Genomic DNA, 23,487 nt, shown 5'->3' with positions numbered 1-23,487 from the left:
CTGACAACAACGTCGGTATCTCCGCTGGTATCGGTGCGAAGCTCGGCGCTGCATCGCTGCAGTTCATCGGTGGCTACGACGTAGACCAGGAAGAAGGCGCTCTCCGCCTCATCGCTACGGCTGACATCGGCCCCGGCACGCTTGGTCTTGCTGGTGTTTGGGCTTCTGGCGTAAACGCTTACTACGCTGAATCCGAGTGGGCAGTTGCTGCTGAATACGCAATCAAGGCAACTGAAAAACTGACGATTACGCCTGCATTCCAATATTCTGGTAATGTTGCTGCGAAGGGCTCTTCTGCTGCATTCGCTGCCGCTGGCGCCCCCATTGTTGGCGGTGCTGCTGGTACGACGTACTACGTTGTTAACGACTGGTCGAACGATGATGCTTGGACTGCAGGTGTTACCGTTGATTACCAGATCACACAGGGTCTGGCCGCGAAAGTTACTGCCAATTACACCGACACCGACAACGCACCGGAAGAATGGACTGGTTTCGTTCGCCTTCAGCGTTCGTTCTAATCTGATCTGACATAGTCAGTGATGGAAACCCCGGCAGAAATGCCGGGGTTTTTTGTTTGAGTGCGGTCAGTCCGTTAAACAAAAAAGCACCGGGCCTGCCGGTGCTTCGATAGTTTGACAGCGATCAACCGATGTGCCGGGTTTCTATCCCGCCCGCCCATGGCGCAGGTCGTCAACGATATCGGCCTGTTGCCCGAGCCTCGTCTTGTAGACCTGATAATTCTCCATCACCCGCTGCACGTAATTGCGGGTTTCGGGGAAGGGGATGCGCTCGATCCAGTCAATCACCTCGTCGATCGGCTTGCCGCGCGGGTCGCCATAGCGGGCGATCCATTCCGGCACGCGCTTGGGCCCGGCATTATAGGCGATGAAGGTGAGGATATAGGAGCCGCCGAAACTGTCGATCTGCTCGCCGAGATAATGTGCGCCGAGCGTGGCGTTATAACCCGCATCGGTGGTCAGTCGCGCCTGGATGTAGGGCAGGCCATGCCGTCCGGCCACGCCCTTGGCTGTTCCGGGCAGCAGTTGCAAGAGGCCGCGCGCATTGGCGGCGGAGACGGCGGCCGGGTTGAAGGCGCTTTCCTGCCGGGCGATGGCATAGGCAAGCGCCTTGCCGGAGCCGGCAATATTGGCGCTGGCGGGAATGACGCCGAGCGGATAGGCGAGTGCGGCCGCATCGATGCCGCGGCTGAAGGCGGTCTTGCCGATCTGTAGCGAAACCTGATGGTTGCCGTTGCCCTCGGCCCGTGCTGCAAGAATGGCAAGTTCGCCGGGGCTGTCGAGCTGTTCGGCGAGCGAGCGGTAAAGGCTGTCGGCCCGCCAGCCGTAACCCGCCGCCTCCAGCCGGTCGATGGCGCGCACGGCTTCGCGGCCGGCGAAACGTTCGCGGTCGCCACTGCTGGGGCTTGGATAGGTGACGTTCAGTGTCTTCGTACCTATCCGCGCGGCGGCGAGCTGGCCGTAAAACGTGCCGGGATGCGCGGCGGCTTTTTCGAAATAGTCACGGGCATTCCCCGGTCCGCCCGCTTCCGCCGCCCGTCCGAGCCAATAATAGGCGCGCGAGGCCGAAAGCGGCCGGTTCGACGTCTGCAACAACGTATTGAAATGGCGAGAGGCTGCCGCCGGATCGCGCAGCGCCCTCAGCGCATACCAGCCGGCATGGAATTCTGCATCGGCAATATCGACGGCTGAAGTGGCCGAATGATTGGCGACGATGCGATAGGCTTCGGCAAAATCACCCAGATCGGCAAGGCCGCGGGCGACGATACGGCGTTCGTTCCACCATTCGCCGGGGTTGACGAGCCTGGCCGTTTCCTTCGGCGCCTGCCGCAGAAGCACGGCGGCTTCCGGATATTTCTGCTGGTTGCGCAGGTTCTCGATGCGCGCGAAGAGATAGGTCGGATCGTTGCGCCAGGAGGCGTCGACCTTGCCCAGCAACGCCGTGGCATTGGCGGATCGCTGTAGCACCGCCGCCCAGGCATTATAAAGCGACTGCGCCTTGCCGAGATCGCCGAAACGCTTGGCCTGGCTGATGCGGCTGCGATACATCAGATAATCCATGCGCGCCTTGTGATCGGCCGGCGTCAGATAGGTGGGAAACTCGGCAAGCACACGGTCTTCCATGTCCTTGTCCATGCCTTCGCTGACCCAGAGCTGGCGAATGAGACGCTGCGATTCGTCTGTTTTACCGGAGGAGGCGAGCGCCTTGGCAAGCACGACGGTTCCTTCCGCGGTTTCCGGCCGGCTGCTACCGAAGGCTGAAAGCACCTGCGCGGTCGGCGGATCTTCCCGGTAAAGCGCCTTTTCGGAATTGGCCCGCAGGGTGGCGGCACCGGGCCAGCCGGCCAGTTCGCGCTGGGCAGTAGCAATCTCGGCTGATGGCACGTCCTTCTGGCCGGAGACGGCAATCGCCCAGGAGAGAATATGCCGGTCGAGGCTGCCGCTCGGCATGGTGTTGCGCAGCGCGATTGCCCTGGCCGCATCGCGGCTGGACAGCGCGTCGAGGCCGGCCTTCAGCTGGCTGGTATCATCGGGGCGGGTAAGGCGCGGTATGGCGCCGGTGATCTCGGGCGAGGCCGGCATGAAGGCCGGAACAGCAGGCGCGTTCGGCTTGACATAGGGAAGCGGCACCGCACCTTCCGGCAGCGGCCCGGCCAGTGCGTTCCAAACGGTTGCGGCAAGACCCGCCGCCATCAATCCCCAGACTGTCTTTTTCATGCCGTTCTTCATTGTGTAAAGGAGTTGCCGATTTTCCTGTAATATCGCTTCATTGCAGCAGGATTGCCGAAAACGGTCTGATGTCCCACACCGGAATCTTGAGATTTCAGCCTTAATGAAATCTTAATAACCGCCCCGCGATTCAATCAACTTTTATTCACCGGCTCGCGAGCGATGTCTCTTTTCGGCGCCGGCTTTTTGCACTTGCCGGTCATGGTCCGGAGACTGTCACACTTCCGACAATTTCGGACAAAATACGGTGCCTTTGCGCTTGTCGGCGTCAAGGGCTGGCTCTAATGTGTGCCGGTTTTAACCATCGAATGCGGCCGAAGCATGAACCGGCTCGGCGCCAGGAGCTTTGCATGTTCAAGGGATCAATTCCCGCCCTCATTACCCCGTTCACGGACAATGGCGCCGTGGACGAACAGGCATTTGCCGCCCATGTGGAATGGCAGATCGCCGAAGGCAGCAGCGGACTTGTGCCCGTGGGCACGACAGGGGAATCTCCAACCCTCTCCCACGACGAACACAAACGGGTCGTCGAGCTGTGCATCGAGGTGGCGGCGAAACGGGTTCCGGTCATTGCGGGCGCAGGCTCCAACAATACCGATGAAGCGATCGAGCTTGCGCTGCATGCGCAGGAAGCCGGTGCGGATGCGCTCCTGGTGGTCACACCCTACTATAACAAGCCGACGCAGAAGGGCCTGTTCGCCCATTTCTCGGCAGTCGCCGAAGCCGTGAAACTGCCAATCGTCATCTACAATATCCCGCCGCGCTCGGTGGTCGACATGTCGCCGGAAACCATGGGTGCGCTGGTCAAGGCGCATAAGAATATCATTGGCGTCAAGGACGCGACCGGCAAGATCGACCGCGTTTCCGAGCAGCGCATTTCCTGCGGCAAGGACTTCATCCAGCTTTCGGGCGAGGATGGCACGGCGCTCGGCTTCAACGCCCATGGCGGCGTTGGTTGCATTTCGGTCTCCGCCAATGTCGCGCCGCGCCTCTGTTCGGAATTCCAGGCGGCAATGCTCGCCGGCGATTATGCCAAGGCGCTGGAATATCAGGATCGCCTGATGCCGCTGCACAAGGCGATCTTCATGGAGCCCGGCGTCTGCGGCACCAAATATGCGCTGTCGAAGACGCGCGGCGGCAATCGCCGGGTCCGCTCGCCCTTGATGAGCACGCTGGAACCGGCAACGGAAGCGGCCATCGATGCGGCGCTGAAGCATGCCGGCCTGATGAACTGAGGCAGGCCCGAAAGCGTTTAAGGCGCGCCATGAACCGCTTCGCGACAGAAGCCGTTCGGCGCGCCTTTTCTTTTCGCGACGACAACATTAAATAGGGGTTCGAAAACCGCTCTCGGCGGTAAGCCGAAGGCGCAATAAGAAAAACAAGGGATTGAAATATCATGGCCCCCAAAGGCAGCCAGCGCGTGGTGAACAAGATCGTTGCGGAAAACCGCAAGGCTCGTTTTAACTACGAAATCATCGATACCTATGAGGCAGGGCTGGTGCTGACCGGCACCGAGGTCAAGTCGCTGCGCGAAGGCAAGGCGAATATCGCCGAATCCTACGCTTCGGACGAGGGCGATGAAATCTGGCTCATCAATTCCCACCTGCCGGAATATCTGCAGGCCAACCGCTTCAACCACGAGCCGCGCCGCCGCCGCAAGCTGCTTTTGAGCAAGCGCGAGATCAACCGTCTGCGCGCCGGCATCAACCGTGAAGGCATGACGCTGGTACCGTTGAAAGTCTATTTCAACGACAAGGGTCGCGCCAAGCTGGAACTGGCGCTCGCCAAGGGCAAGAAGCTGCACGACAAGCGCGAGACCGAAAAGGAACGCGACTGGAACCGGCAGAAGTCGCGGTTGCTGAAGGGCGGCAACGCCTGAACCGGTTTGGCCGGGCAGGGGATTTGCCGCCTTTCGCGACATGTACCTCCGTCATGCCGGGCTAGATCCGGCATCCAGCCACGGCGCGTCTGTGCCGTGAAAGAGTCTCTGGTGATCAAGGACTTGATCACGCTGGCCCCCGGATCAGCTCCGGGGTGACGGAGTGAAGATCACTCCGGTCATGTCTCAAGCAGCCCGATACGTCCGCTCCACATGCGCCCGCGTTGCCGAAACGCTGAACCGGCTGACAAGCGCCGCCAGATTGGCGCTGACATCGCTCAGATTATGCGTGGCGGCGTTGGTTTCTTCCACCATGGCCGCATTCTTCTGGGTCAGATTGTCCATGCTGTTGATGGCGGCGTTGATTTCCTGAATGCCGACGGACTGCTCCTGCGCCGCCTTTGTCAGCGAGACGATATGTTCCTGAATATGATCGACCTTGTTGCCGATCGTATTCAAGGATTCGCCCGTCTTGTTGACCAGCGAAACGCCCTGCATCACATCGTCGGAAGATTTGGCGATCAGCGTCTTGATTTCCTTGGCGGCGTTGGCGGAGCGTTGTGCGAGTTCACGCACCTCCTGGGCGACAACGGCGAAGCCCTTGCCGGCCTCACCGGCGCGTGCAGCCTCCACGCCGGCATTCAGCGCCAGAAGATTGGTCTGGAACGAAATCTCGTCGATGACGGAAATGATCTGGGTGATCTTTTGCGACGATTCCTCGATGGCGCCCATCGCCTTCACCGCTTCCGTCACCACATCGCGCGAGCGCGCGGCTTCAACGGCCGAGCTTTCAACGATGGCCTTGGCCTCTTCGGAACGCTGCGCCGACAATTTGGAAATGGTGGTGATTTCCTCGACGGCGGCGGCGGTTTCCTCAAGGGCGGCGGCCTGCTGCTCCGTGCGGCGGGCCATGTCGTCGGTCGCGGAAGTCAGTTCACGGGTATTGCTGGAAATCTTGTTTGCTTCCTCGACGATCTGCGCAAAGGCGCCGGAGAGATTGCCGACCGCGGCGTTGAAGTTGGCGATCAGCCCCTCGAACTGCGGTGCGGTCTTTTCGCCGATGCTGGAAGTGAGGTCGCCGTTTGCCAGCTTGTTGAGGGCATTGTTGAGCAGTTCGAGAACGTGATCCTGCTCCCTCTTCATCTGCGCCTGCTCGGCCTCGACCTTTTGCCGCTCGCTGGCAAGCACGTCGAGATAGACGGAGATCGAATAATCCATGTCGAGAAGGGCGGCCTTGATGGTGGCGGAGAGGGCGTCCTTCACCTTTTTGGCCTTCTTCTCCATGAAAAGGCCCTTCAATTCGGACTCGATCACGGCCTTGACGATGCCATCCAGCATCAGCGCGTAACCACCGATATACCACCTCGGCTCCAGCCCCAGTCTTGCATGGGTGCGGCCGATGGCGGTTACGGCATCGGTATAATCCGCATTGAATGTACCGGAGGCTATCCTCTCCCAGTGCTTGAGCTGCATGCCCTTGGCGTGCTGGATATGGGCCTCGCTGGTGAAGAACTTCGCCGTCTCCGGCACCGAGCGGGCCTTGGCGTAAAAGCGATCGAGGGACGCATCGAGGGAGCCGGTAATGACGCCCTTCATGTCTGAAAGATTTTGCCGCTCACCGTGGCCAAGCCCCAGAAAATTCAGTCGTTCATCAAGTTGTCGGTCGGTTTTTGCTTGGCCGTGCATGTCTAGTCATCCTGCTTTGACACCCCAAATCACGTAACTGGTGTCTTTGCGTGATTTAGACACGTCTAAAATTAACCAAGATATAATTTCGACTGACCGGATTTGATGTTTGTTAAGTTTAAAAGGAATTTTACCTTGGGCGATCAGCGCAAAACAAAAAAGGCGCCCGTTTTTCAACGGACGCCTTTAAAAGTCTGCGGTGTCTAAACCAGGGTCAAACCGTCTCCGGACCCTCTGCGTGCCGGGCGGGGCGCTCGTTCGGGTCGCGCCCGATCTCGGCCTTCAGCGTCATCAGATCGATGAAGTGATCGGCCTGTCGGCGCAAGTCGTCGGCGATCATCGCAGGCTGCGTGGCCATGGTGGAAACCACCGAAACCTTGCGGCCCTTGCGCTGCAGCGCATCCACCAGAGTGGTGAAATCGCCGTCGCCGGAGAAGAGCACCAGGTGATCGACCGTCTCGGACTGTTCCATGGCATCGACTGCGAGTTCGATATCCATGTTGCCCTTGATCTTGCGGCGGCCGAGTGCGTCGGTGAATTCCTTCGCCGGCTTTGTCACGACCTTGTAGCCGTTATAATCCAGCCAGTCGATCAGCGGGCGGATCGAGGAATATTCCTGATCCTCGATGAGCGCCGTATAATAATAGGCGCGCAGCAGGTATCCGCGCTTTTGAAACGCCTTCAGGAGCTTGCGGTAGTCGATATCGAATCCCAGGCTTTTCGATGCTGCATAAAGATTGGCTCCGTCTATGAAGAGCGCAATTTTCTCCCGTGGATCGAACATTCCATCCCATTCCTTTTCTTGGAAAGGCCATTATCTGGCTTTTATATCCGGTCGATGACGCAAAAAAACATGTCGTATCAACGCGCTTTGCGTGTCGCCGTTGCGTTTTAAGTAAGCTACCTTCCCCCTTATTCCAAGACAATTCTTCTAGACATTTTGCTCATCAGACGCCAAACATGGGCGATATGGTGCCAAAAGACGCCAAAGACAGGAAAAACTTGAATTCCGCGGCCAATGGCTGTATCGGAGGCTGGAAAGCGTCGTCGCGAGAAATCTTGAATGTTTTTCGCAAGGCACGAAGCGCAGATTCAATAGGTTAGAGTAACCCTTGTGCACCCCGAACATCGCACGGCGCTCTGATCCACGACATTACGACCCGCAAAGGACAGGCAATGGCCCGCGTCACAGTTGAAGATTGCATTGATAAAGTAGACAACCGTTTCGAGCTGGTGCTTCTCGCCAGCCACCGTGCGCGCCAGATTTCTCAAGGGTCTTCCATCACGGTTGACCGCGACAACGACAAGAACCCGGTTGTGGCGCTGCGCGAAATTGCTGACGAGACACTGTCTCCCGACGATCTGAAGGAAGACCTGATCCACTCGCTGCAGAAGCACGTGGAAGTGGACGAGCCCGAGCCCGATCCGGTCACGCTCGCCGCCTCCGCTGCCGAGGGCGAAGACGACGACCAGCCGGAAACCGTCACTTTCGACCAGATGTCGGAAGAAGAACTGCTGGCCGGTATCGAAGGCCTTGTGCCGCCGGAAAAAAACGACGATTATTGATCCGGTTTTATGATGCCTTTGGCAGGCGACGGTTACTGTCTGTCAATAGTTGCCGTCATAATCTGATCCCTATTGATGCAGCATTGTGCGCCAACCCCAAGGTTGGCGCGCTTTCTTTTTGTGGAATATCGCATGATGCGGCAATACGAACTCGTCGAGCGGGTTCAAAAATATAAACCGGATGCGAATGAGGCCCTGCTCAACAAGGCCTATGTTTACGCGATGCAGAAACATGGCCAGCAGAAGCGGGCCAATGGCGACCCCTATATTTCGCATCCGCTGGAAGTTGCCGCAATCCTCACTGAAATGCATCTCGACGAATCGACCATCGCGGTGGCGTTGCTGCACGATACGATCGAGGACACCACCGCCACCCGCGCAGAAATCGACGAGCTTTTCGGCGAGGATATCGGCCGGCTGGTGGAGGGACTGACCAAGCTCAAGAAGCTCGACCTCGTCACCCGCAAGGCGAAACAGGCCGAAAACCTGCGCAAGCTGCTGCTCGCCATTTCCGATGACGTGCGTGTCCTTCTGGTGAAGCTTGCCGACCGCCTGCACAATATGCGCACCATGGAATATATGCCGGCCGACAAGCGCAGCCGCATTTCCGAAGAAACCATGGAAATCTATGCGCCGCTCGCCGGCCGCATGGGCATGCAGGATATGCGCGACGAGCTGGAGGACCTGTCCTTCCGTTACCTTAACCCTGAAGCCTATGAGACGGTGACCAACCGTCTTCAGGAGCTGGAAACGCGCAATGAAGGGCTGATCAAGAAGATCGAGGACGAGTTGCGCGAGCTTCTCGTGGCAAACGGGCTGGTCGGGGCAGGCGTGAAGGGGCGTCAGAAGAAGCCCTATTCGGTGTTTCGCAAGATGCAGTCGAAGTCGCTCTCCTTCGAGCAGCTTTCCGATGTCTACGGTTTCCGCATTCTGGTGGATGACATTCCCTCTTGCTACCGGGCGTTGGGCATCGTGCATACGCGCTGGCGCGTGGTGCCGGGCCGGTTCAAGGACTATATCTCCACACCGAAGCAGAACGACTACCGTTCCATCCACACCACCATCGTCGGTCCTTCGCGCCAGCGTATCGAGCTGCAGATCCGCACCAAGCGCATGCATGAGATCGCCGAATTCGGCATCGCGGCCCATGCGCTTTACAAGGATGGCGAAAACGGGGAGGGCGATCTGCTCTCGCCGGAATCGAACGCCTATTCCTGGCTGCGCCACACCATCGAATCGCTGGCCGAAGGCGACAGCCCGGAAGAATTCCTCGAGCATACGAAGCTCGAGCTGTTCCAGGATCAGGTGTTCTGCTTCACGCCCAAGGGCAAGCTGATCGCCCTGCCGCGCGGCGCCACCCCCATCGATTTCGCCTATGCGGTGCACACCAATATCGGCGACACCACGGTCGGCGCCAAGATCAACGGGCGGATCATGCCGCTCGTCACTCGCTTGAACAATGGTGACGAGGTGGAGATCATCCGCTCCGGCGTGCAGGTGCCGCCCGCCGCCTGGGAAGAGGTGGTGGTGACCGGCAAGGCGCGTTCTGCCATTCGCCGCGCCACCCGCATGGCCATCCGCAAGCAATATTCCGGCCTCGGTTATCGCATTCTGGAACGTACCTTCGAACGCGCCGGCAAGGCCTTCTCCCGGGATGCGCTGAAGCCCGTGCTGCATCGTCTGGCGCAGAAGGATGTCGAAGATGCCATCGCTGCCGTCGGCCGTGGTGAGGTCTCGTCGCTCGATGTGCTGCGTGCGGTCTATCCGGATTATCAGGATGAGCGTGTGACGGTGAAGATGACCGGCGACGATGGCTGGTTCAACATGCGCAGCGCCTCCGGCATGGTCTTCAAGATACCCGGCAAGTCGCGCTCCGTACTTGAGGACGATGGTGCCGCCGAGATGCTGGATGGGCCGGACCCGCTGCCCATCCGTGGCCTTTCCGGCAATGTCGACGTGCATTTCGGTTCCGCCGGCGCCGTACCGGGTGATCGCATCGTCGGCATCATGGAAAATGGCAAGGGCATCACCATCTATCCCATTCAGGCTCCGGCGCTTCAACGCTTCGACGATGAGCCGGAGCGCTGGATCGATGTACGCTGGGACCTCGATGAGGCGAACAAGTCGCGCTTCATGGCGCGGGTGATGATCAATGCGCTGAACGAACCGGGCACGCTCGCCTCGGTGGCGCAGTCGATCGCCACGCTGGACGTCAATATTCGCGGCCTCAACATGGTGCGCATCGGCACGGATTTCTCCGAGCTGGCGCTGGATGTCGAAGTCTGGGATCTCAGGCAGCTGAACCAGCTTCTGTCGCAACTCAAGGATCTCGATTGCGTTTCGACCGTAACGCGTGCCTTCGATTGAGGCATTTTTGATCTTCTGTAAGCACTGCAAGGCCGTTGTTATGCGTTGAACGCATGGCAGCGGCCTTTTCCTGTCTCTGGTGGCGGAGGCGGTTTGCGACTATTTTCATCTCAGAAATTGAAGAGAAGGAAATGCGGCGTGCCGGTGGATGAACACCGATGAGAAACGCCAGTTCCAAACCGAAAGGACCGAAAATCATGTTTACTCCGCTTCGCAAGATCGCCCGCGCCGTTCGTGGCAAGACCACCCAGGAACGCGAATTCGAATATCTCAGCGGTTCGGTATCGAATGTCGACCTCGAATTCCGCCAGCGCGAAATCGACCGCGGCCTGTTCCGCCGGTAATGCGCTCAGCGCATGGCAGCCCTTCGCCATGCGTTTGGATCAGCGCGGGCAGCCATATTGGTTGACGTGAAGGCTGACCTCTAGAGACAAGAAGGTGCGCGCGAGAAGCGCGGGCATCGCGGGCTGTGTGGCCATTCCCGCATGGATAGTCGGCGCCGCATGCCCCTGCTGCTTGTGGCGCGCTTCTGAATATGGCCTTGTGCCTCTTGGCTCGGCCCGGGCGATGAAATAAACTGCATCCCATGCCGTTTCGCCGCCGTGAACCCGTTGGTTTTTCAGAGAAGATTCGCGACCTGTTTTGGCCGCGCACGGGGTTTTCCCGTTCGCTGCGCTATATGAAGCTGCGTCTGCTGCGGCTTTCCGCGTCTCCGCATTCCGTCGCCGCCGGTGTCGCCATCGGTGTGGCCGTGGCCTGGACACCCTTTCTCGGTGTCCATATCATCATTGCCATGGCGCTCGGTTTTCTGATGCGTGTCAATCTCGTCGCTGCCGCGCTCGGCACCACCTTTGCCAATCCACTGACATTTCCGTTCATCTGGGCATCCACCTGGGAACTGGGGCACTTCATCCTCGGTCGGCAGAAGATCGAAAGCGCAGCGGATGTGGATTTCGTGGCGCTGTTCAGCCATCTCGAATTCCGTCAGATATGGACGCCGGTGCTGGAACCCATGACAATCGGCGCGTTTTTTCCCGCCCTTGTCAGCGCGGTCGTCGCCTATATCGCCGTTTATGGTCTCATCAGCGGTTTCCAGCGGCGCAAGATGGAAAATCTCGCGCATCGCGCCGCCAACAAGAATGCTTCTCTGGAGATGTTGAAATGATCATTGGATTGGGCAGCGACCTGATCGACATCCGCCGCGTTGAAAAATCGATCGAACGTTTCGGCGAGCGCTTCACCCATCGCTGTTTCACCGATATCGAGCGCGCCAAATCCGATGGCCGCAAGAACCGCGCCGCTTCCTATGCCAAGCGTTTCGCCGCCAAGGAAGCCTGTTCCAAGGCGCTGGGCACCGGCCTTGCGAACGGCGTTTTCTGGAAGGATATGGGCGTCGTCAATCTGCCGGGCGGCAAGCCGACCATGGTGTTGACCAATGGGGCAGGGGAAAGGCTGACGGCGCTGCTGCCCGCCGGCCACCGCGCCAATATTCACCTGACGATCACGGATGATTTTCCCTATGCTCAGGCATTTGTGATTATCGAGGCGCTTCCCGTGAACGGGTAAGACCCGGTGAAGCCGCATTGGCGTCCTATTTGCGGACGTGTCACAGAAGCGCTTCCCTTCGGGCTGGAAAGGTTCTAGAGAAGTCGCAGAAATATGAAAGCCTTGCCGGCCGCGTGAGACAGCATCACCCGCCGCAGGCGCGATAGGCAACGGCCCGGGAGCTTCTGAAATCGAAGAAGCCGGGAAACAATCAGGCAGGTCTTTAAGTGTCGGAAAAAGCTGAAAAGAAGCAGAACGCCCTCTGGGAGAACGTCAAGGTCATCATTCAGGCGCTGCTGCTGGCCATGGTCATCCGCACCGTGCTGTTTCAGCCCTTCACGATCCCGTCCGGCTCTATGATGCCGACGCTGCTGGTGGGCGACTATCTTTTCGTCAACAAGTTCTCCTACGGCTATTCGAAATATTCGCTGCCCTTTTCGCCGAACCTGTTTTCGGGCCGTATCCTCGAATTCAGCAAGCCGAAGCGCGGCGATGTCGTGGTCTTCCGCTTGCCGCCCAATCCTGAAGTCGATTACATCAAGCGCCTCGTCGGCTTACCCGGTGATCGCATCCAGGTGACGAACGGCGTGCTGTTCATCAACGGTCAGCCGGTTCCCAAGCAGCCCGACGGCACCTTCACCTCCGATTACCGCGCCGATCCGGGCGCCAATGTGCCTGTCTTTCGCGAAACGCTCGACAATGGCGTCACCTACGATACGCTCGACCAGTCGCCCGACTCGCGCGGCGACAACACCCGCGAATTCGTGGTGCCGGAAGGCCATTATTTCATGATGGGCGACAACAGAGACAATTCGCTCGACAGTCGTTTCGACGTCGGTTTCGTACCGGAAGAAAACCTGATCGGCCGCGCCAGCGTCATCTTCTTCTCGCTGGGCAATGACACGCCGTTCAGCCGCATTTGGGATTGGCCCGCCAACATGCGTTGGGACCGCCTCTTCAAGGTTGTGGAATGAGCAAGACCAAGCCGCTTTCGGCGGACGAGATTTCCCGTCTGGAAGCGTTGATCGGATATGAGTTCAAGGAAAAGGCCCGGCTCGACCGGGCCTTGACCCATGCCAGCGCCCGCTCCGCCGCGGCCGGCAATTACGAGCGGCTGGAATTTTTAGGCGACCGTGTTCTCGGTCTCTGCGTCGCCGAACTGCTGTTCTCCACCTTCCGCAACGCCACCGAAGGCGAGCTTTCGGTTCGTCTGAACCAGCTCGTCAGCGCCGAATCCTGCGCCGCGATCGGCGACGAGATGGGCCTGCACAATTTCATCCGCACCGGTTCGGATGTGAAGAAGCTGACTGGCAAGGCGATGCTCAACGTGCGCGCCGACGTGGTCGAAAGCCTGATCGCCACCATCTATCTGGATGGCGGGCTGGAAGCGTCGCGCAAATTCATTCTGAAATACTGGCAAGGCCGGGCCACGAGCGTGGATGCCGGGCGGCGCGACGCCAAGACCGAATTGCAGGAATGGGCGCATGCCAGATTTGCAACCACGCCCTCCTACCGTATTGACGATCGCTCCGGACCGGATCACGATCCACGCTTCACGGTGACGGTGGAAATTCCCGGCGTGAAGCCGGAGACCGGTGTCGAGCGCTCCAAGCGCGCGGCCGAACAGGTGGCGGCAACGAGATTGCTGGAACGCGAAGGCGTCTGGCAGAAATCCTCCACCTGAGACTGAGTGCCCTGAACGGGCGCTGCAATCGAGCGCATGTGGGCCCTTTGGCCGCATGTTGAATACCTCTGACCTTGAATGGATATCATGACCGACCACGAAAACCCCGCCGTTGAAGGCGAAGACAATGCCCTTCCGACCCATTCCGGCTTCGTGGCCCTCATCGGCCCGACCAATGCCGGCAAGTCGACGCTGGTGAACCGGCTGGTGGGCGCCAAGGTTTCGATCGTCAGCCACAAGGTGCAGACGACGCGCGCCGTGATGCGCGGCATCGCCATTCACGACAACGCCCAGATCGTGTTCATGGACACGCCCGGTATCTTCAAACCGCGCCGCCGGCTGGACCGCGCGATGGTCACCTCCGCCTGGGGTGGCGCGAAGGATGCCGATCTCATCCTGCTGCTGATCGATAGCGAACGCGGCCTGAAGGGCGATGCCGAGGCCATTCTCGAAGGACTGAAGGATGTTCCGCAGAAGAAAATCCTCTGCCTCAACAAGATCGATCAGGTGAAGCGGGAAGACCTCCTGAAGCTCGCTGCCGCCGCCAATGAGACGGTCGCGTTTGACCGCACTTTCATGATTTCGGCAACCAATGGCTCGGGCTGTGAAGACCTGATGAACTACCTGGCCGCCGAATTGCCGGAAGGTCCGTGGTATTATCCGGAGGACCAGATTTCCGACCTGCCGATGCGCCAGCTCGCCGCCGAAATCACCCGCGAAAAGCTGTTCCTGCGCCTGCATCAGGAACTGCCCTATGCCTCGCATGTCGAGACGGAAAAGTGGGAGGAACGCAAGGACGGCTCCGTGCGCATCGAGCAGGTGATCTATGTCGAGCGCGACAGCCAGAAGAAGATCGCGCTCGGCAAGAACGGCGATGCTATCAAGGCGATCTCCACCGCATCACGCAAGGAACTGTCAGAGATCCTCGAGCAGCCGGTGCATCTCTTCCTGTTTGTGAAGGTGCGCGAGAACTGGGGCGATGACCCCGAGCGCTTCCGTGAAATGGGTCTGGAATTCCCGCGAGGCTAGTTGCCAGGCATCCTCCCTCATCCCTGTGCCTGTCACAGGGATCCAGCCAGCCAAGTCCTTGGGCTGAAAGGAGTTCTTCCCGCCGCGCAGACGCGCGTGGGCTGGATTCCCGTGACAGGCACAGGAATAAGGGAGGAGTGCAAGGTAAGCTTCACAAATCTTCACCCACCATCGGGAACCGAATACGTTCGTGCGGGTTGTTCCAAAACAATTGGGCGCAACCTTTTCTTGATGATGGATATTCATGTCGCCAAAAAAACCGAACGGAATTTCCACCACCCCGTGCCAGCAATGTCCCTTGCGCGACCTGCCGCATTTCCGGGATTTTTCTTCTTCCGAACTGGATTTCGTATCGCGTTTCAAAACGGGGGAACTGGCGGTGGAAAGCGGCTCCCTGATCCTGATGGAAGGCTCGCACAGCGCTCATCTTTATACCGTTTTGCAAGGCTGGGCGTTCCGTTACAAGACACTGGAAGACGGCAGGCGACAAATCCTCAATTATGTCATGCCGGGTGACCTTGTCGGCCTTCAGGGCACGGTGATGGGGGAAATGGAGCATTCGGTGGAGGCCCTGTCGCCGGTGACGCTCTGCGTTTTCGAGCGATCGCGGCTCAACAATCTCTTCACCGATCACCCGACTCTTGCCTTTGATCTGACCTGGATCGCGGCAAGCGAGGAGCGCATGCTCGACAACCACCTCCTCAGCATCGGCCGACGCACCGCGCTGGAGCGCGCGGCCTATCTCATCGCCTTCCTGTATAGTAAGGCGAAGGCGGTTGATCTCATCCGCAACGAAACACCTATTCCCGTCACCCAGCAGCATGTGGCAGATACGCTCGGCCTTTCCATTGTGCACACCAACAAGACCTTGAGAAAGCTGGTCGATCGCGGCCTCATACGCTGGACGGACAAGGGTTGTCTGGTGCTTGATAATGCCGGGCTGGCCAATGTTGCCGGCTGGGAAAGCGACGAAAAGCGCCAAAGGCCCTTCATTTGATCTTCTTCCGACATGTCTTTTTTAAATGACGCTGGAGCCGTAATTTGCGACTTCTGTGGTGATATCTCGCTTGAGATCACGTCGCAGACTGCGACTTTGAGCCATGGGCTCTCTATTTAGGAAGAAGAAAAGATATGGTGCCACAACGGGTTATCATCGTTGAGGATGAATATCTGGTGGCCCTTGATGTCGAAGCGGTTCTCCAGTCCATGGGTGTGGAAACGATCGTAATCGCAACGACGCTTGGGCAGGCAAAGCAGGCCGTCGAACAGGATGGTGCCGATTGCGTTCTTCTCGATGTCAGCCTGACGGATGGCAAAAGTTACGCTTTCGCGCGCGATTTGCGGGAAGTGGGCATTCCCTTCGGTTTCGTCAGCGGTTACGGCGACACGACGGGTTTTCCCGATGATCTCTCGCATGCCCCTCTGCTCGGCAAGCCTTTCGGGGAAAGTGAAATCATGGATTTCGTTCTCAATCTCGTCGGCACGGTCGGCGACGCCGTAAAAGAATAACGTTTTGCCGCCAGATCGGGTATGCTCGGACCTGAATCGAAATCCGGACGCGTTTCATGCAGTGGCAGGAAGAGGCAATCATTCTCGGCGTCAAACGCCATGGCGAGACGAGTGTCATCGCCGAGGTGATGACCCCTTCGCGTGGCCGCCATCTGGGGCTGGTGCGTTCCGGCCGTTCCCGCAGCATGCAGCCGGTGTTGCAGGCCGGAAACCGGGTGGATGTCATCTGGCGGGCGCGCCTTCACGATCATCTGGGCGAGTTCCGCATCGAGCCGCTGCAATTGCGCGCAGCACAGCTGATGGAAACGGCGACCGCCGTTTATGGCGTGCAGGCCATGGGCGCGTTGCTCAGGCTTCTGCCGGAGCGCGATCCGCACCCGCATCTCTATCAGGCGCTGGATATCATTCTCGATAATCTGCATGACCCCGTCGATGCCGGGGAATTGTTCGTGCGCTTCGAACTGGCGGTTCTGAACGAGCTCGGTTTCGGGCTCGATCTTACCGAATGTGCGGCGACGGGGCTGCGCACCGATCTCATCTATGTATCGCCGAAAACGGGCAGGGCGGTTTGCCGCACGGCAGGTGCGCCCTATGCGGAGCGGATGCTGTCGCTTCCAGCTTTCTTGAGCGAAGGCCAGTCGAAGGCGGCCGATCCTGACAGCCTTGCGGCGGCTTTCCGCCTCACCGCTCATTTCCTCAACCGGCATGTCTACGATCCGCGTGGCCTCAACGAAAACGCCGCCCGCGACGGTTTCGTGCAGGCGGCGCTGAAGGCGCTGGAAGGCCGAGTGGCGGCGCCTGCGCTCAACAGGGCCGTGCAGGCTTAGATCAGGCCATTGCAGGCCTCGGAGCCGGCCGCTCCTGAATGGGCCAATGCACGATGGCCGCAAAAATCCCCATGCCGACGCCCAGCCACCAGACGAGATCATAGGAACCGAACCTGTCGTAAAGAAAGCCGCCCAGCCAGACGCCGAGGAACGAGCCGATCTGGTGGGTAAGAAAAACCACACCGCCCAGCATGCCGAGATGACGTGTGCCGAACATGATCGCCACCAGCGCATTGGTGGGCGGTACGGTGGAAAGCCACAGAATGCCCATGACGGAGGCGAAGAGGATGACCGAAAGCGGCGATTGCGGCAGCAGCAGGAAGGCCGTGACCACGACCGAGCGGGCAATATAGATATAAGCCAGCAGATAGGGTTTGGAATAACGCTGGGCGATGACGCCGGCGGCAAGCGAGCCGATGATGTTGAAGAAGCCGATCAGCGCCATGGCGATGACGGCGTACCGTGGTTCGATGCCGATATCGCCGAGATAGGCCGGAAAATGCGCGGTGATAAAGGCCACCTGAAAACCGCAGACGAAGAAACCGGTGGTCAAAAGCAGGTAGCTTTTATGGCCGAGCGCCTCCTTCAGAGCTTCGCCCGCCGTCTGCTGGAACTGCGCCTGCGACTGGCTGCCGGAGGATGAATTGCCGCGCATGAAAAAGGCGAGCAGCGGCACGAGCATCATCATCGCGGCGAGCCAGACGAGGCTGTCCGACCAGCCATAGTTGGAAATCAGCCCCTGGCTGATCGGCGCAAACAGGAACATGCCGGCCGAACCCGCCGCCGTGCCGATGCCGAAGGCGAGCGAACGTTGCTGCGGCGTCACATGGCGCGCAAAGGCCGAAAGGATGACGCTGAAGGAGCCGGCGGCAATGCCGAGCCCGACGAGAACGCCGCCGCCGAAATGCAGCCAGAACGTCGAGGTCCCGAAAGACATGCAGATGAGGCCGGCAGCATAAAGCAGGCCGGAAAGAACGAGCACGCGACCCGTGCCGTATTTATCGGCGATGGCGCCGAAGAAGGGCTGGCCAAGCCCCCAGAAGAGGTTCTGCAAAGCCATGGCAAGACCGAAGGTAGAGCGATCCCAGCCGGTATCGGCAAGCATCGGCAACTGGAAGAAACCCATTGCCGAGCGGGGACCGAAGGTCATGACCGCAATCAGCGACCCGGCGACGATAATCACCCAGGGCATGGTCTGGCGTGTGGCTTGCGACATGAATATTCCCCCATCGCGGCGCCTCGCCTCAGGGAAAAGGCGCATGGCTTGCCGCAGAATCCGCTACGATGGAACGAATATTATCTTTTGTCAGCCGGTCCCACTAGCGACTTTTCTTGACGGCCACTATTCATGCCATTGATGGAATGCGGAAGAAGAGACGACGATGAAACAGAATATCTACGACGACGCAGGGTTTTTCGAGCGCTACAGCGCCATACCGCGCTCCGTGGAGGGTCTGCGTCAGGCCGGCGAGTGGCATGAATTGCGCGCCATGTTGCCGGACCTGAAAGGCAGGTCTTTCCTCGATCTCGGTTGCGGTTTCGGTTGGCATTGCCGTTATGCGGCGGAGCAGGGTGCTGCCCATATCGTTGGCGTCGATCTCTCCGAAAACATGCTGCGCCGCGCCGTCGAGATCAATGGCGGTCCGGGCATAGACTATCGCCGCGCCGCCATCGAGGACATCGATTTTCCGCAGGAAAGTTTCGATGTGGTGCTGAGTTCTCTCGCCCTGCATTACGTTCGCGATCTTGACGTGGCATTCGCGAAGATTTTTGCCGTGCTGAAATCCGGTGGCGATTTCATCTTTTCCATCGAACATCCTGTTTTCACGGCGCTGGAAAAACAGGACTGGTTCTATGACGAGGAGGGCGAAATCCTCCACTGGCCGCTCGACAATTATCAGAACGAAGGCGTGCGCCACTCCAACTGGATGGCGGATGACGTGGTTAAATATCACCGCACGTTGTCAGGCATTCTCAACAGCCTGCTTTCTGCCGGTTTTACCCTGACGCGTCTGGCCGAGCCGAGGCCAGATCCGGCTTTGATGGCCGAGCGCCCGGAATTGAGACACGAGGATCGCCGCCCGATCTTTCTGATTGTCGGGGCGAAAAAGCCGTGACTTGAGACTGCGCGTCGCATTTGCGAGTGTGAAACAATGATGGAGATCGGCGCGTCCAGCTCTGAGCCGGTTGTTGAGCGATGACCGTAGCGCGCTCCTTCTCATCCCTGTGCTCGTCACAGGGATCCAGCCAGCCCAAGTCCTTGGGCTGAAAAGAGTCTCTCCGCTGCGCCGCCGCGCGTCAGCTGGATTCCTGTGACGAGCACAGGAGTGAGGGAGAGAAGGTGTGCCCGGTCAGAACCAAGCCGCCGGCCTACCGCCGCTTGATCGCCCAGCCTTCCGGCCTTTCCTCGATCACCCTGGCAACATCGCCGACGGATAGCCGGCCTTCGCCGCGCGGCGTGACGTTCCAGCCGAAGAGCGGGCCGGGCACGCGTCGGTCGCCGGACATGCGGATGCGGCCCATCGCCTTCATGGGGGAGGGCACATCGCGGGAGCCGGTCATCTGGTCCTGTGTGGTCATGATGCAGCGGGCGCAGGGCTTGACGAGATCGAAACGAATGCCGCCGATCTCGATGGCCGCCCAGCGATCCTCCGCCCATGCTTCCTCCGTGTCGAGCACGATATTGGGCCGGAAACGCTCCATGCCAACGGCCTCCTCGCCATTTTCGCGCATATTGTCGTTGAGTGCGGCAAGCGAGGCGGTGGTGGTGACGAGAATCTGGTAGCCGTCGGCAAAGGTGACGGGGGTTTCATTGCCCGTCCATTCGAGGCTCGCAATGCGTTTAGAGGCATCATCGAAGAACGCCAACTTCACCTCGCGTCCGAGCCAGGCCGAAAGCGTGTCATTGGTCTCGTCATCGGCGATATTGGCGCTGACGATCGATTTCCACACCGCCACATCCATGCGCTGGCCTGATGGCCGTGCGACTACCTCGCCGTCTTCACCCCTTGAAAGCAGCATGCCCTCGTCCTCATGGCGAGCCAGAACCGTGGCAATAGCAGGCAATTCACGCTGGGTGATGAAGTGGCCGGATGGGTCGACAAGCATGGCGCGGCGGTCACCCGGCAGGCCTTCGGCCGAAACGGCGCTTTCGGAGAGGGGAATGCCGCGCGCGCTTTTCAGCGGATAGATGTTCAGTTCGGTCACACGCATCTCGGGTCTCCTCAGATTTCGTCGAGAAACAGGTCCAGCACCTGTTTCAGCCTCTCATGGCGGGCTTTGGCCATCTGCCGGCCTGTTTCGGTGCGAAAACCGTCGGCCAGCTTGAACAGCTTGGTTTCGAAATGGTCGATGGCAAAGGCGCGGTCGTCAAGCGGCCGTTCTTTCGCCAGCGGGTCAACCGGATCGTAAAGTGCCGAGCCCAGGCGCCCGGCAATATAAAAGCAGCGCGCCGCGCCCACCATGCCGATGGCATCCAGCCGGTCGGCATCCTGAAGGATTCTCGCCTCCAGTGTCTGCGGCTCGATATTGGCGGAAAAGCTGTGGGCGGTAATGGCGTGGGCGGCGGCGTCGATATCCGCCTCTTTCCAGCCGAGCCCCATTAGAATGCCCGCCGCCTTTTCCGCCGCCAGCCGCGATGCCTGCGCCCGCAAGGGCGAGTTCTTCTCCACCGCCACGCAATCATGCAGCAGCACGCTTGCCGCCAGCACGGTGCCATCGCCGCCTTCGCCCGCATGGATGCGCATGGCGTTGCGAAAGACGCGGTGAATATGGGCAAGGTCATGCGAGCCGTCGCCCGCATCGGCGGCGTGCTGCATCAGTTCCTGCGCAAGCGCCGCATAGGGCGCGAAAGCCTCAGCCGCGATCATGCCTGCGGCTTCCGGGTGAGGATTTTCTGGTAGAACAGGCCGATACCGATCAGCACCGCGCCGAGCCCGATGAAGGACAGCGCCCTCAGCACACCTTCGAGATTGCTCATGTCGATCAGGAAGGCCTTGGCAACCGAGATCAGCACGAAGGCAGCCGATGCCAGACGCAGGCTGCGGGCATTGAAGCGCGAACCGAACACAAGCAGCAACACGCCGATCAGCAGCCAGACCACCGAATAGCTGTAGGTCTCACCCTGCATAAAACCCTTCCAGTCTGCGATATTCTCGCCCTGCCAGAAACGGCGCACCGAAAGTGTCGCCCAGGCAAAGCCGAGTGCTGCACCCGCCACCGCCAGCATGCTGACATAGGCTGGCGGACGTTTTCCCCGCGCATAATAGGCAAGGCCGCCATAAGCGAGCGCCGGCAGAAGGTAACCGATCAGCAGGAGGTTGAGGACCGGGATGCGGCCGGTATTCTCGCCGGTGAAATAGGGATTGAGCGTGAAGAAATGCATCGTCAGCACGTTAATGACGGCAATCACGCCGGCAATCATCGAGCCGTAACGGAAGACCGGGCTGGGGCTCTTGAGATCGAGCGTCATCAGCACGCCCGAGAAGCCAATGGTCAGCAGCGTGTAGATCGACTGTTCGCCGAGCGTCGGTACGCTGTTGTCAAGCGTGCCGCCATTCATCGCATGGCGGATGAGGATGGCGACGGCGAGAAGCCCCATGACACTGGCAATCGCCTGCAGGAAGTTCTTCGCCCTGACCCCCGGCCAGTCGCGCAGCAGCCAGGCCGAGGCAACGGCCAGCAGTGCGGGAATGCCGTAACCCGGAAGAAGCGCGTTGAAAACAGGCGTGGTGCCGAGGTTCTGCGGCCCGACAATGGTGGGTTCCCAGGCGATGCGGCCGAGAACGGCGACGCTCGCCACGGCCATCACCCAGGGCAGAACCTCCCAGTTGCGATGACGTGTCGCCAGCACATAGACAAAACCAATTACGGAGAGCAGCACGGTTGTCGCAAGCCCCTGCGTCAGCGTGTGCAGGCAGAGCGCGAAGGCGGCGAATGAGCCGAGCACGAGGATGTTCAGCGGCTTGCGATAGGCCTCGTTGTTCTGCCGGTGCAGCCACTCGGCGCCTGCAAGCAACACCAGTCCAAGGCCGAGGCCATAGGCGGCGTGCAGCCAGTCACGGCCGAGATTGCCGTATTCGACGAAGCTTGCGGTGGCGAGCCAGACCGGAAAAAGCGCGGCGATACCGGCCCAGAGCTGAGCAAAATCCGAATCGTCAGCGCCCTTGCGTTTCAGGAAGGAGAAGGCGCAGAGCACGAAGACAGCCCCGAGGCCGAGCGCCATGGCAATTTCCGCCGTGTAGCCGACTGACACGGACGGAAGGGAGACAGACGTATCGTTGATAAGGCCGATAAAATCGATGCCCCGCCGCGACATCAGCGACACGGCAGCCTGCGCACCGAGCGCTGCGATAATGGCTGGCCAGGCCGCATAATGGCGGGCGGCGCCAAGCGCTGCAAGGGCTGCGATGATCGCTGAAACGATGATCGCCGGATGAGTATCGACGCCGCCATCGGCAAAGAGGAAGCCGATGGCCGGCAGGATCACGGCCATCGAGACGGTGAGATTGAGGGCGAGCGACGGGCGCAGCAGAAGCCGCATGCCGCGGATGGCGCGCCGCGCGGGAACGGCGGGTTCACCGGTTTCGGCAGGCGGCGTGTCGAATGTCTTGCCGGGCCAGAGGAATATGGTTCCCGCCAGCATGACGAGCAGGGCAAGCGTTGGTGGTTCGGCACTGATCGTTTCGGAAAAGCCGATATAGCCGAGCGCCCAGAGGCCAAGCCCGGCATTGGCGAGAGAGGGAACCACGGTCCAGCCCTGCCTGCGCGCCGCGGCCGCTGTTGCCAGCCAGGCGATAGTCAGGAACGCGAAGAGCGCCCAGATATTCGGCGTTTCGGTGGAAATCAGTGCTGGCGTCAGCATTGAACCGAGAAGGCCGAGACCGGCCAGCGCTTGCCCGTGCAGCAGCGAAAGCCCGATGGTGGCGAAGGCGACGAGCCCAAGCAGGCTGAAAGCCATGCCGGGGCCGATATAGCCGTAAATGCCATAGGCGGCGTAGACGACGCCGAACAGCGTCAAGGCGCCGGCCGCCGTCAGCACGCCCGGTATCATGGCGTTGGAATAGGTGGAGGCGATGCCCGGCACCGCCTTGCGGCGGATCGCTTCGCCGGCAACGCCGAGAACGAGGCCGAAAATGGCGGCGAGCGAAAGCCTGACCGCCGGGCTGAGCAGCCCCGATTCGATCGAATATTTGACGAGGAAAATACCGCCGAGCGCGAGCGCCAGCCCGCCGGCCCAGACGGCCCAACGGGCGCCGAGCAGGCTTTCGAAGCTTTCCTTCGTCGCCGGAGCGGATGCCGCCTCGCTGGCGGGAGCTGCGGGTGCTTCCTCGCGGACGGCGTCTTCCGCTTGCGCCATGGCGGCGGCTTCCTGGGGCTCGGATGCATAGTCAGCCTGGAAGGCTGTATCTTCCGCAGCGGGGGTGCTTGGCTCTTCCACCTCGAGATCCGGTTTTACCGCGGATTCCTCGCTCTCCGTTTGCGCCGCCGCAGCCAACGTCACGCCCGCAGCCATCAGCCGCTTGAGACTGAGAACTTCCCGTTCCAACGACTTGATTCGGCTTGAGTTGCGGATGCTCGCGACCAGCGTGTAGATGAAGGCCGCGACGAGGGCGAGGATAAACAGCGGGATTTCCAAACGGATTCTCC

Annotated in this window: 22 protein-coding genes; 15 read left to right on the top strand and 7 right to left on the bottom strand. The window is 59.9% G+C overall.

Going from position 1 to position 23,487, the window contains the following annotated elements; genetic code table 11:
* Window positions 1–518, top strand: a 518-nt coding sequence (locus PL599_RS17920) for a porin (RefSeq protein ID WP_271359477.1), incomplete at its 5' end; no start/stop codon positions are given.
* Between the two features lie 144 nt (window positions 519–662).
* On the opposite strand, the gene PL599_RS17915 is transcribed toward PL599_RS17920, so the two are convergent.
* Window positions 663–2,735: a lytic transglycosylase domain-containing protein gene (locus tag PL599_RS17915; protein ID WP_269824172.1), complete on the bottom strand. Its 2,073-nt coding sequence runs from the start codon at window positions 2,733–2,735 to the stop codon at window positions 663–665.
* A 362-nt stretch (window positions 2,736–3,097) separates the two neighbouring features.
* Between PL599_RS17915 and dapA the strand changes: the two genes are divergently transcribed.
* Window positions 3,098–3,982 (top strand): 4-hydroxy-tetrahydrodipicolinate synthase, encoded by an 885-nt coding sequence (dapA, locus tag PL599_RS17910; protein WP_077982991.1) that lies wholly within the window; start codon window positions 3,098–3,100, stop codon window positions 3,980–3,982.
* A 161-nt stretch (window positions 3,983–4,143) separates the two neighbouring features.
* Complete coding sequence (smpB, locus tag PL599_RS17905) at window positions 4,144–4,626, top strand: SsrA-binding protein SmpB (protein ID WP_142912493.1); 483 nt, start codon at window positions 4,144–4,146, stop codon at window positions 4,624–4,626.
* Between the two features lie 186 nt (window positions 4,627–4,812).
* Here the strand turns inward: smpB and PL599_RS17900 are convergent, their stop codons facing one another.
* A complete protein-coding gene (locus PL599_RS17900) occupies window positions 4,813–6,312 on the bottom strand; it encodes a methyl-accepting chemotaxis protein (protein WP_269824173.1) in 1,500 nt (499 codons plus the stop codon).
* Window positions 6,313–6,526: 214 nt separating this feature from the next.
* Window positions 6,527–7,096: a LabA-like NYN domain-containing protein gene (locus PL599_RS17895; RefSeq protein WP_004440903.1), complete on the bottom strand. Its 570-nt coding sequence runs from the start codon at window positions 7,094–7,096 to the stop codon at window positions 6,527–6,529.
* Window positions 7,097–7,488: 392 nt separating this feature from the next.
* Between PL599_RS17895 and rpoZ the strand changes: the two genes are divergently transcribed.
* The 11 genes from rpoZ (at window position 7,489) to recO (ending at window position 16,839) form a co-directional block, all read left to right on the top strand.
* Entirely contained in the window at window positions 7,489–7,878 is a 390-nt protein-coding gene (gene rpoZ, locus PL599_RS17890) for a DNA-directed RNA polymerase subunit omega (protein ID WP_077982613.1), read from the top strand.
* A 132-nt stretch (window positions 7,879–8,010) separates the two neighbouring features.
* Entirely contained in the window at window positions 8,011–10,245 is a 2,235-nt protein-coding gene (locus PL599_RS17885) for a RelA/SpoT family protein (protein ID WP_173988536.1), read from the top strand.
* 197 nt (window positions 10,246–10,442) lie between these two features.
* Window positions 10,443–10,589: a hypothetical protein gene (locus PL599_RS17880; protein WP_003496944.1), complete on the top strand. Its 147-nt coding sequence runs from the start codon at window positions 10,443–10,445 to the stop codon at window positions 10,587–10,589.
* 242 nt (window positions 10,590–10,831) lie between these two features.
* Window positions 10,832–11,410, top strand: a complete 579-nt coding sequence (locus PL599_RS17875; RefSeq protein WP_142912495.1) for a DUF2062 domain-containing protein — start codon at window positions 10,832–10,834, stop codon at window positions 11,408–11,410.
* Complete coding sequence (gene acpS / locus PL599_RS17870; protein WP_077982611.1) at window positions 11,407–11,811, top strand: holo-ACP synthase; 405 nt, start codon at window positions 11,407–11,409, stop codon at window positions 11,809–11,811. The genes PL599_RS17875 and acpS overlap by 4 nt, the downstream gene beginning before the upstream one ends.
* Before the next feature lie 206 nt (window positions 11,812–12,017).
* Window positions 12,018–12,764: a signal peptidase I gene (gene lepB, locus PL599_RS17865; protein WP_080791042.1), complete on the top strand. Its 747-nt coding sequence runs from the start codon at window positions 12,018–12,020 to the stop codon at window positions 12,762–12,764.
* A complete protein-coding gene (gene rnc / locus PL599_RS17860; protein WP_080791041.1) occupies window positions 12,761–13,474 on the top strand; it encodes a ribonuclease III in 714 nt (237 codons plus the stop codon). The genes lepB and rnc overlap by 4 nt, the downstream gene beginning before the upstream one ends.
* 78 nt (window positions 13,475–13,552) lie before the next feature.
* Entirely contained in the window at window positions 13,553–14,503 is a 951-nt protein-coding gene (era, locus tag PL599_RS17855; protein ID WP_165691172.1) for a GTPase Era, read from the top strand.
* 244 nt (window positions 14,504–14,747) lie between these two features.
* Window positions 14,748–15,500: a Crp/Fnr family transcriptional regulator gene (locus PL599_RS17850; protein ID WP_269824174.1), complete on the top strand. Its 753-nt coding sequence runs from the start codon at window positions 14,748–14,750 to the stop codon at window positions 15,498–15,500.
* A 134-nt stretch (window positions 15,501–15,634) separates the two neighbouring features.
* Window positions 15,635–16,012, top strand: coding sequence for a response regulator (locus PL599_RS17845; protein WP_269824175.1), 378 nt, complete (start codon window positions 15,635–15,637; stop codon window positions 16,010–16,012).
* A 56-nt stretch (window positions 16,013–16,068) separates the two neighbouring features.
* The gene (recO, locus tag PL599_RS17840; protein ID WP_077982606.1) at window positions 16,069–16,839 is read left to right on the top strand and encodes a DNA repair protein RecO; all 771 of its coding nucleotides are present in this window, start codon (window positions 16,069–16,071) and stop codon (window positions 16,837–16,839) included.
* Between the two features lies 1 nt (window position 16,840).
* On the opposite strand, the gene PL599_RS17835 is transcribed toward recO, so the two are convergent.
* The gene (locus PL599_RS17835) at window positions 16,841–18,055 is read right to left on the bottom strand and encodes an MFS transporter (RefSeq protein WP_269824176.1); all 1,215 of its coding nucleotides are present in this window, start codon (window positions 18,053–18,055) and stop codon (window positions 16,841–16,843) included.
* Window positions 18,056–18,221: 166 nt separating this feature from the next.
* Between PL599_RS17835 and PL599_RS17830 the strand changes: the two genes are divergently transcribed.
* Window positions 18,222–18,956: a class I SAM-dependent methyltransferase gene (locus tag PL599_RS17830; RefSeq protein ID WP_269824177.1), complete on the top strand. Its 735-nt coding sequence runs from the start codon at window positions 18,222–18,224 to the stop codon at window positions 18,954–18,956.
* A 253-nt stretch (window positions 18,957–19,209) separates the two neighbouring features.
* On the opposite strand, the gene PL599_RS17825 is transcribed toward PL599_RS17830, so the two are convergent.
* The 3 genes from PL599_RS17825 to PL599_RS17815 are packed head-to-tail and all read right to left on the bottom strand — an operon-like array spanning window position 19,210 to window position 23,476.
* A complete protein-coding gene (locus PL599_RS17825) occupies window positions 19,210–20,052 on the bottom strand; it encodes an MOSC domain-containing protein (protein WP_269824178.1) in 843 nt (280 codons plus the stop codon).
* An 11-nt stretch (window positions 20,053–20,063) separates the two neighbouring features.
* On the bottom strand, window positions 20,064–20,708 hold the full coding sequence (locus PL599_RS17820) for an HD domain-containing protein (protein WP_269824179.1): 645 nt from the start codon (window positions 20,706–20,708) through the stop codon (window positions 20,064–20,066).
* Window positions 20,705–23,476, bottom strand: a complete 2,772-nt coding sequence (locus tag PL599_RS17815) for a DUF2339 domain-containing protein (protein ID WP_269824180.1) — start codon at window positions 23,474–23,476, stop codon at window positions 20,705–20,707. Before PL599_RS17815 ends, PL599_RS17820 begins: the two co-directional genes overlap by 4 nt.
* Between the last annotated feature and the right edge of the window lie 11 nt (window positions 23,477–23,487).

Origin of the sequence: Agrobacterium sp. ST15.16.055 (genome assembly GCF_027956555.1) — a bacterium.
In the GTDB taxonomy this organism is placed as follows: Bacteria; Pseudomonadota; Alphaproteobacteria; order Rhizobiales; family Rhizobiaceae; genus Agrobacterium; species Agrobacterium salinitolerans.
The sequence above is the reverse complement of the archived record's forward strand: the minus strand, read 5'-3'. Positions and strand labels throughout refer to the sequence as shown.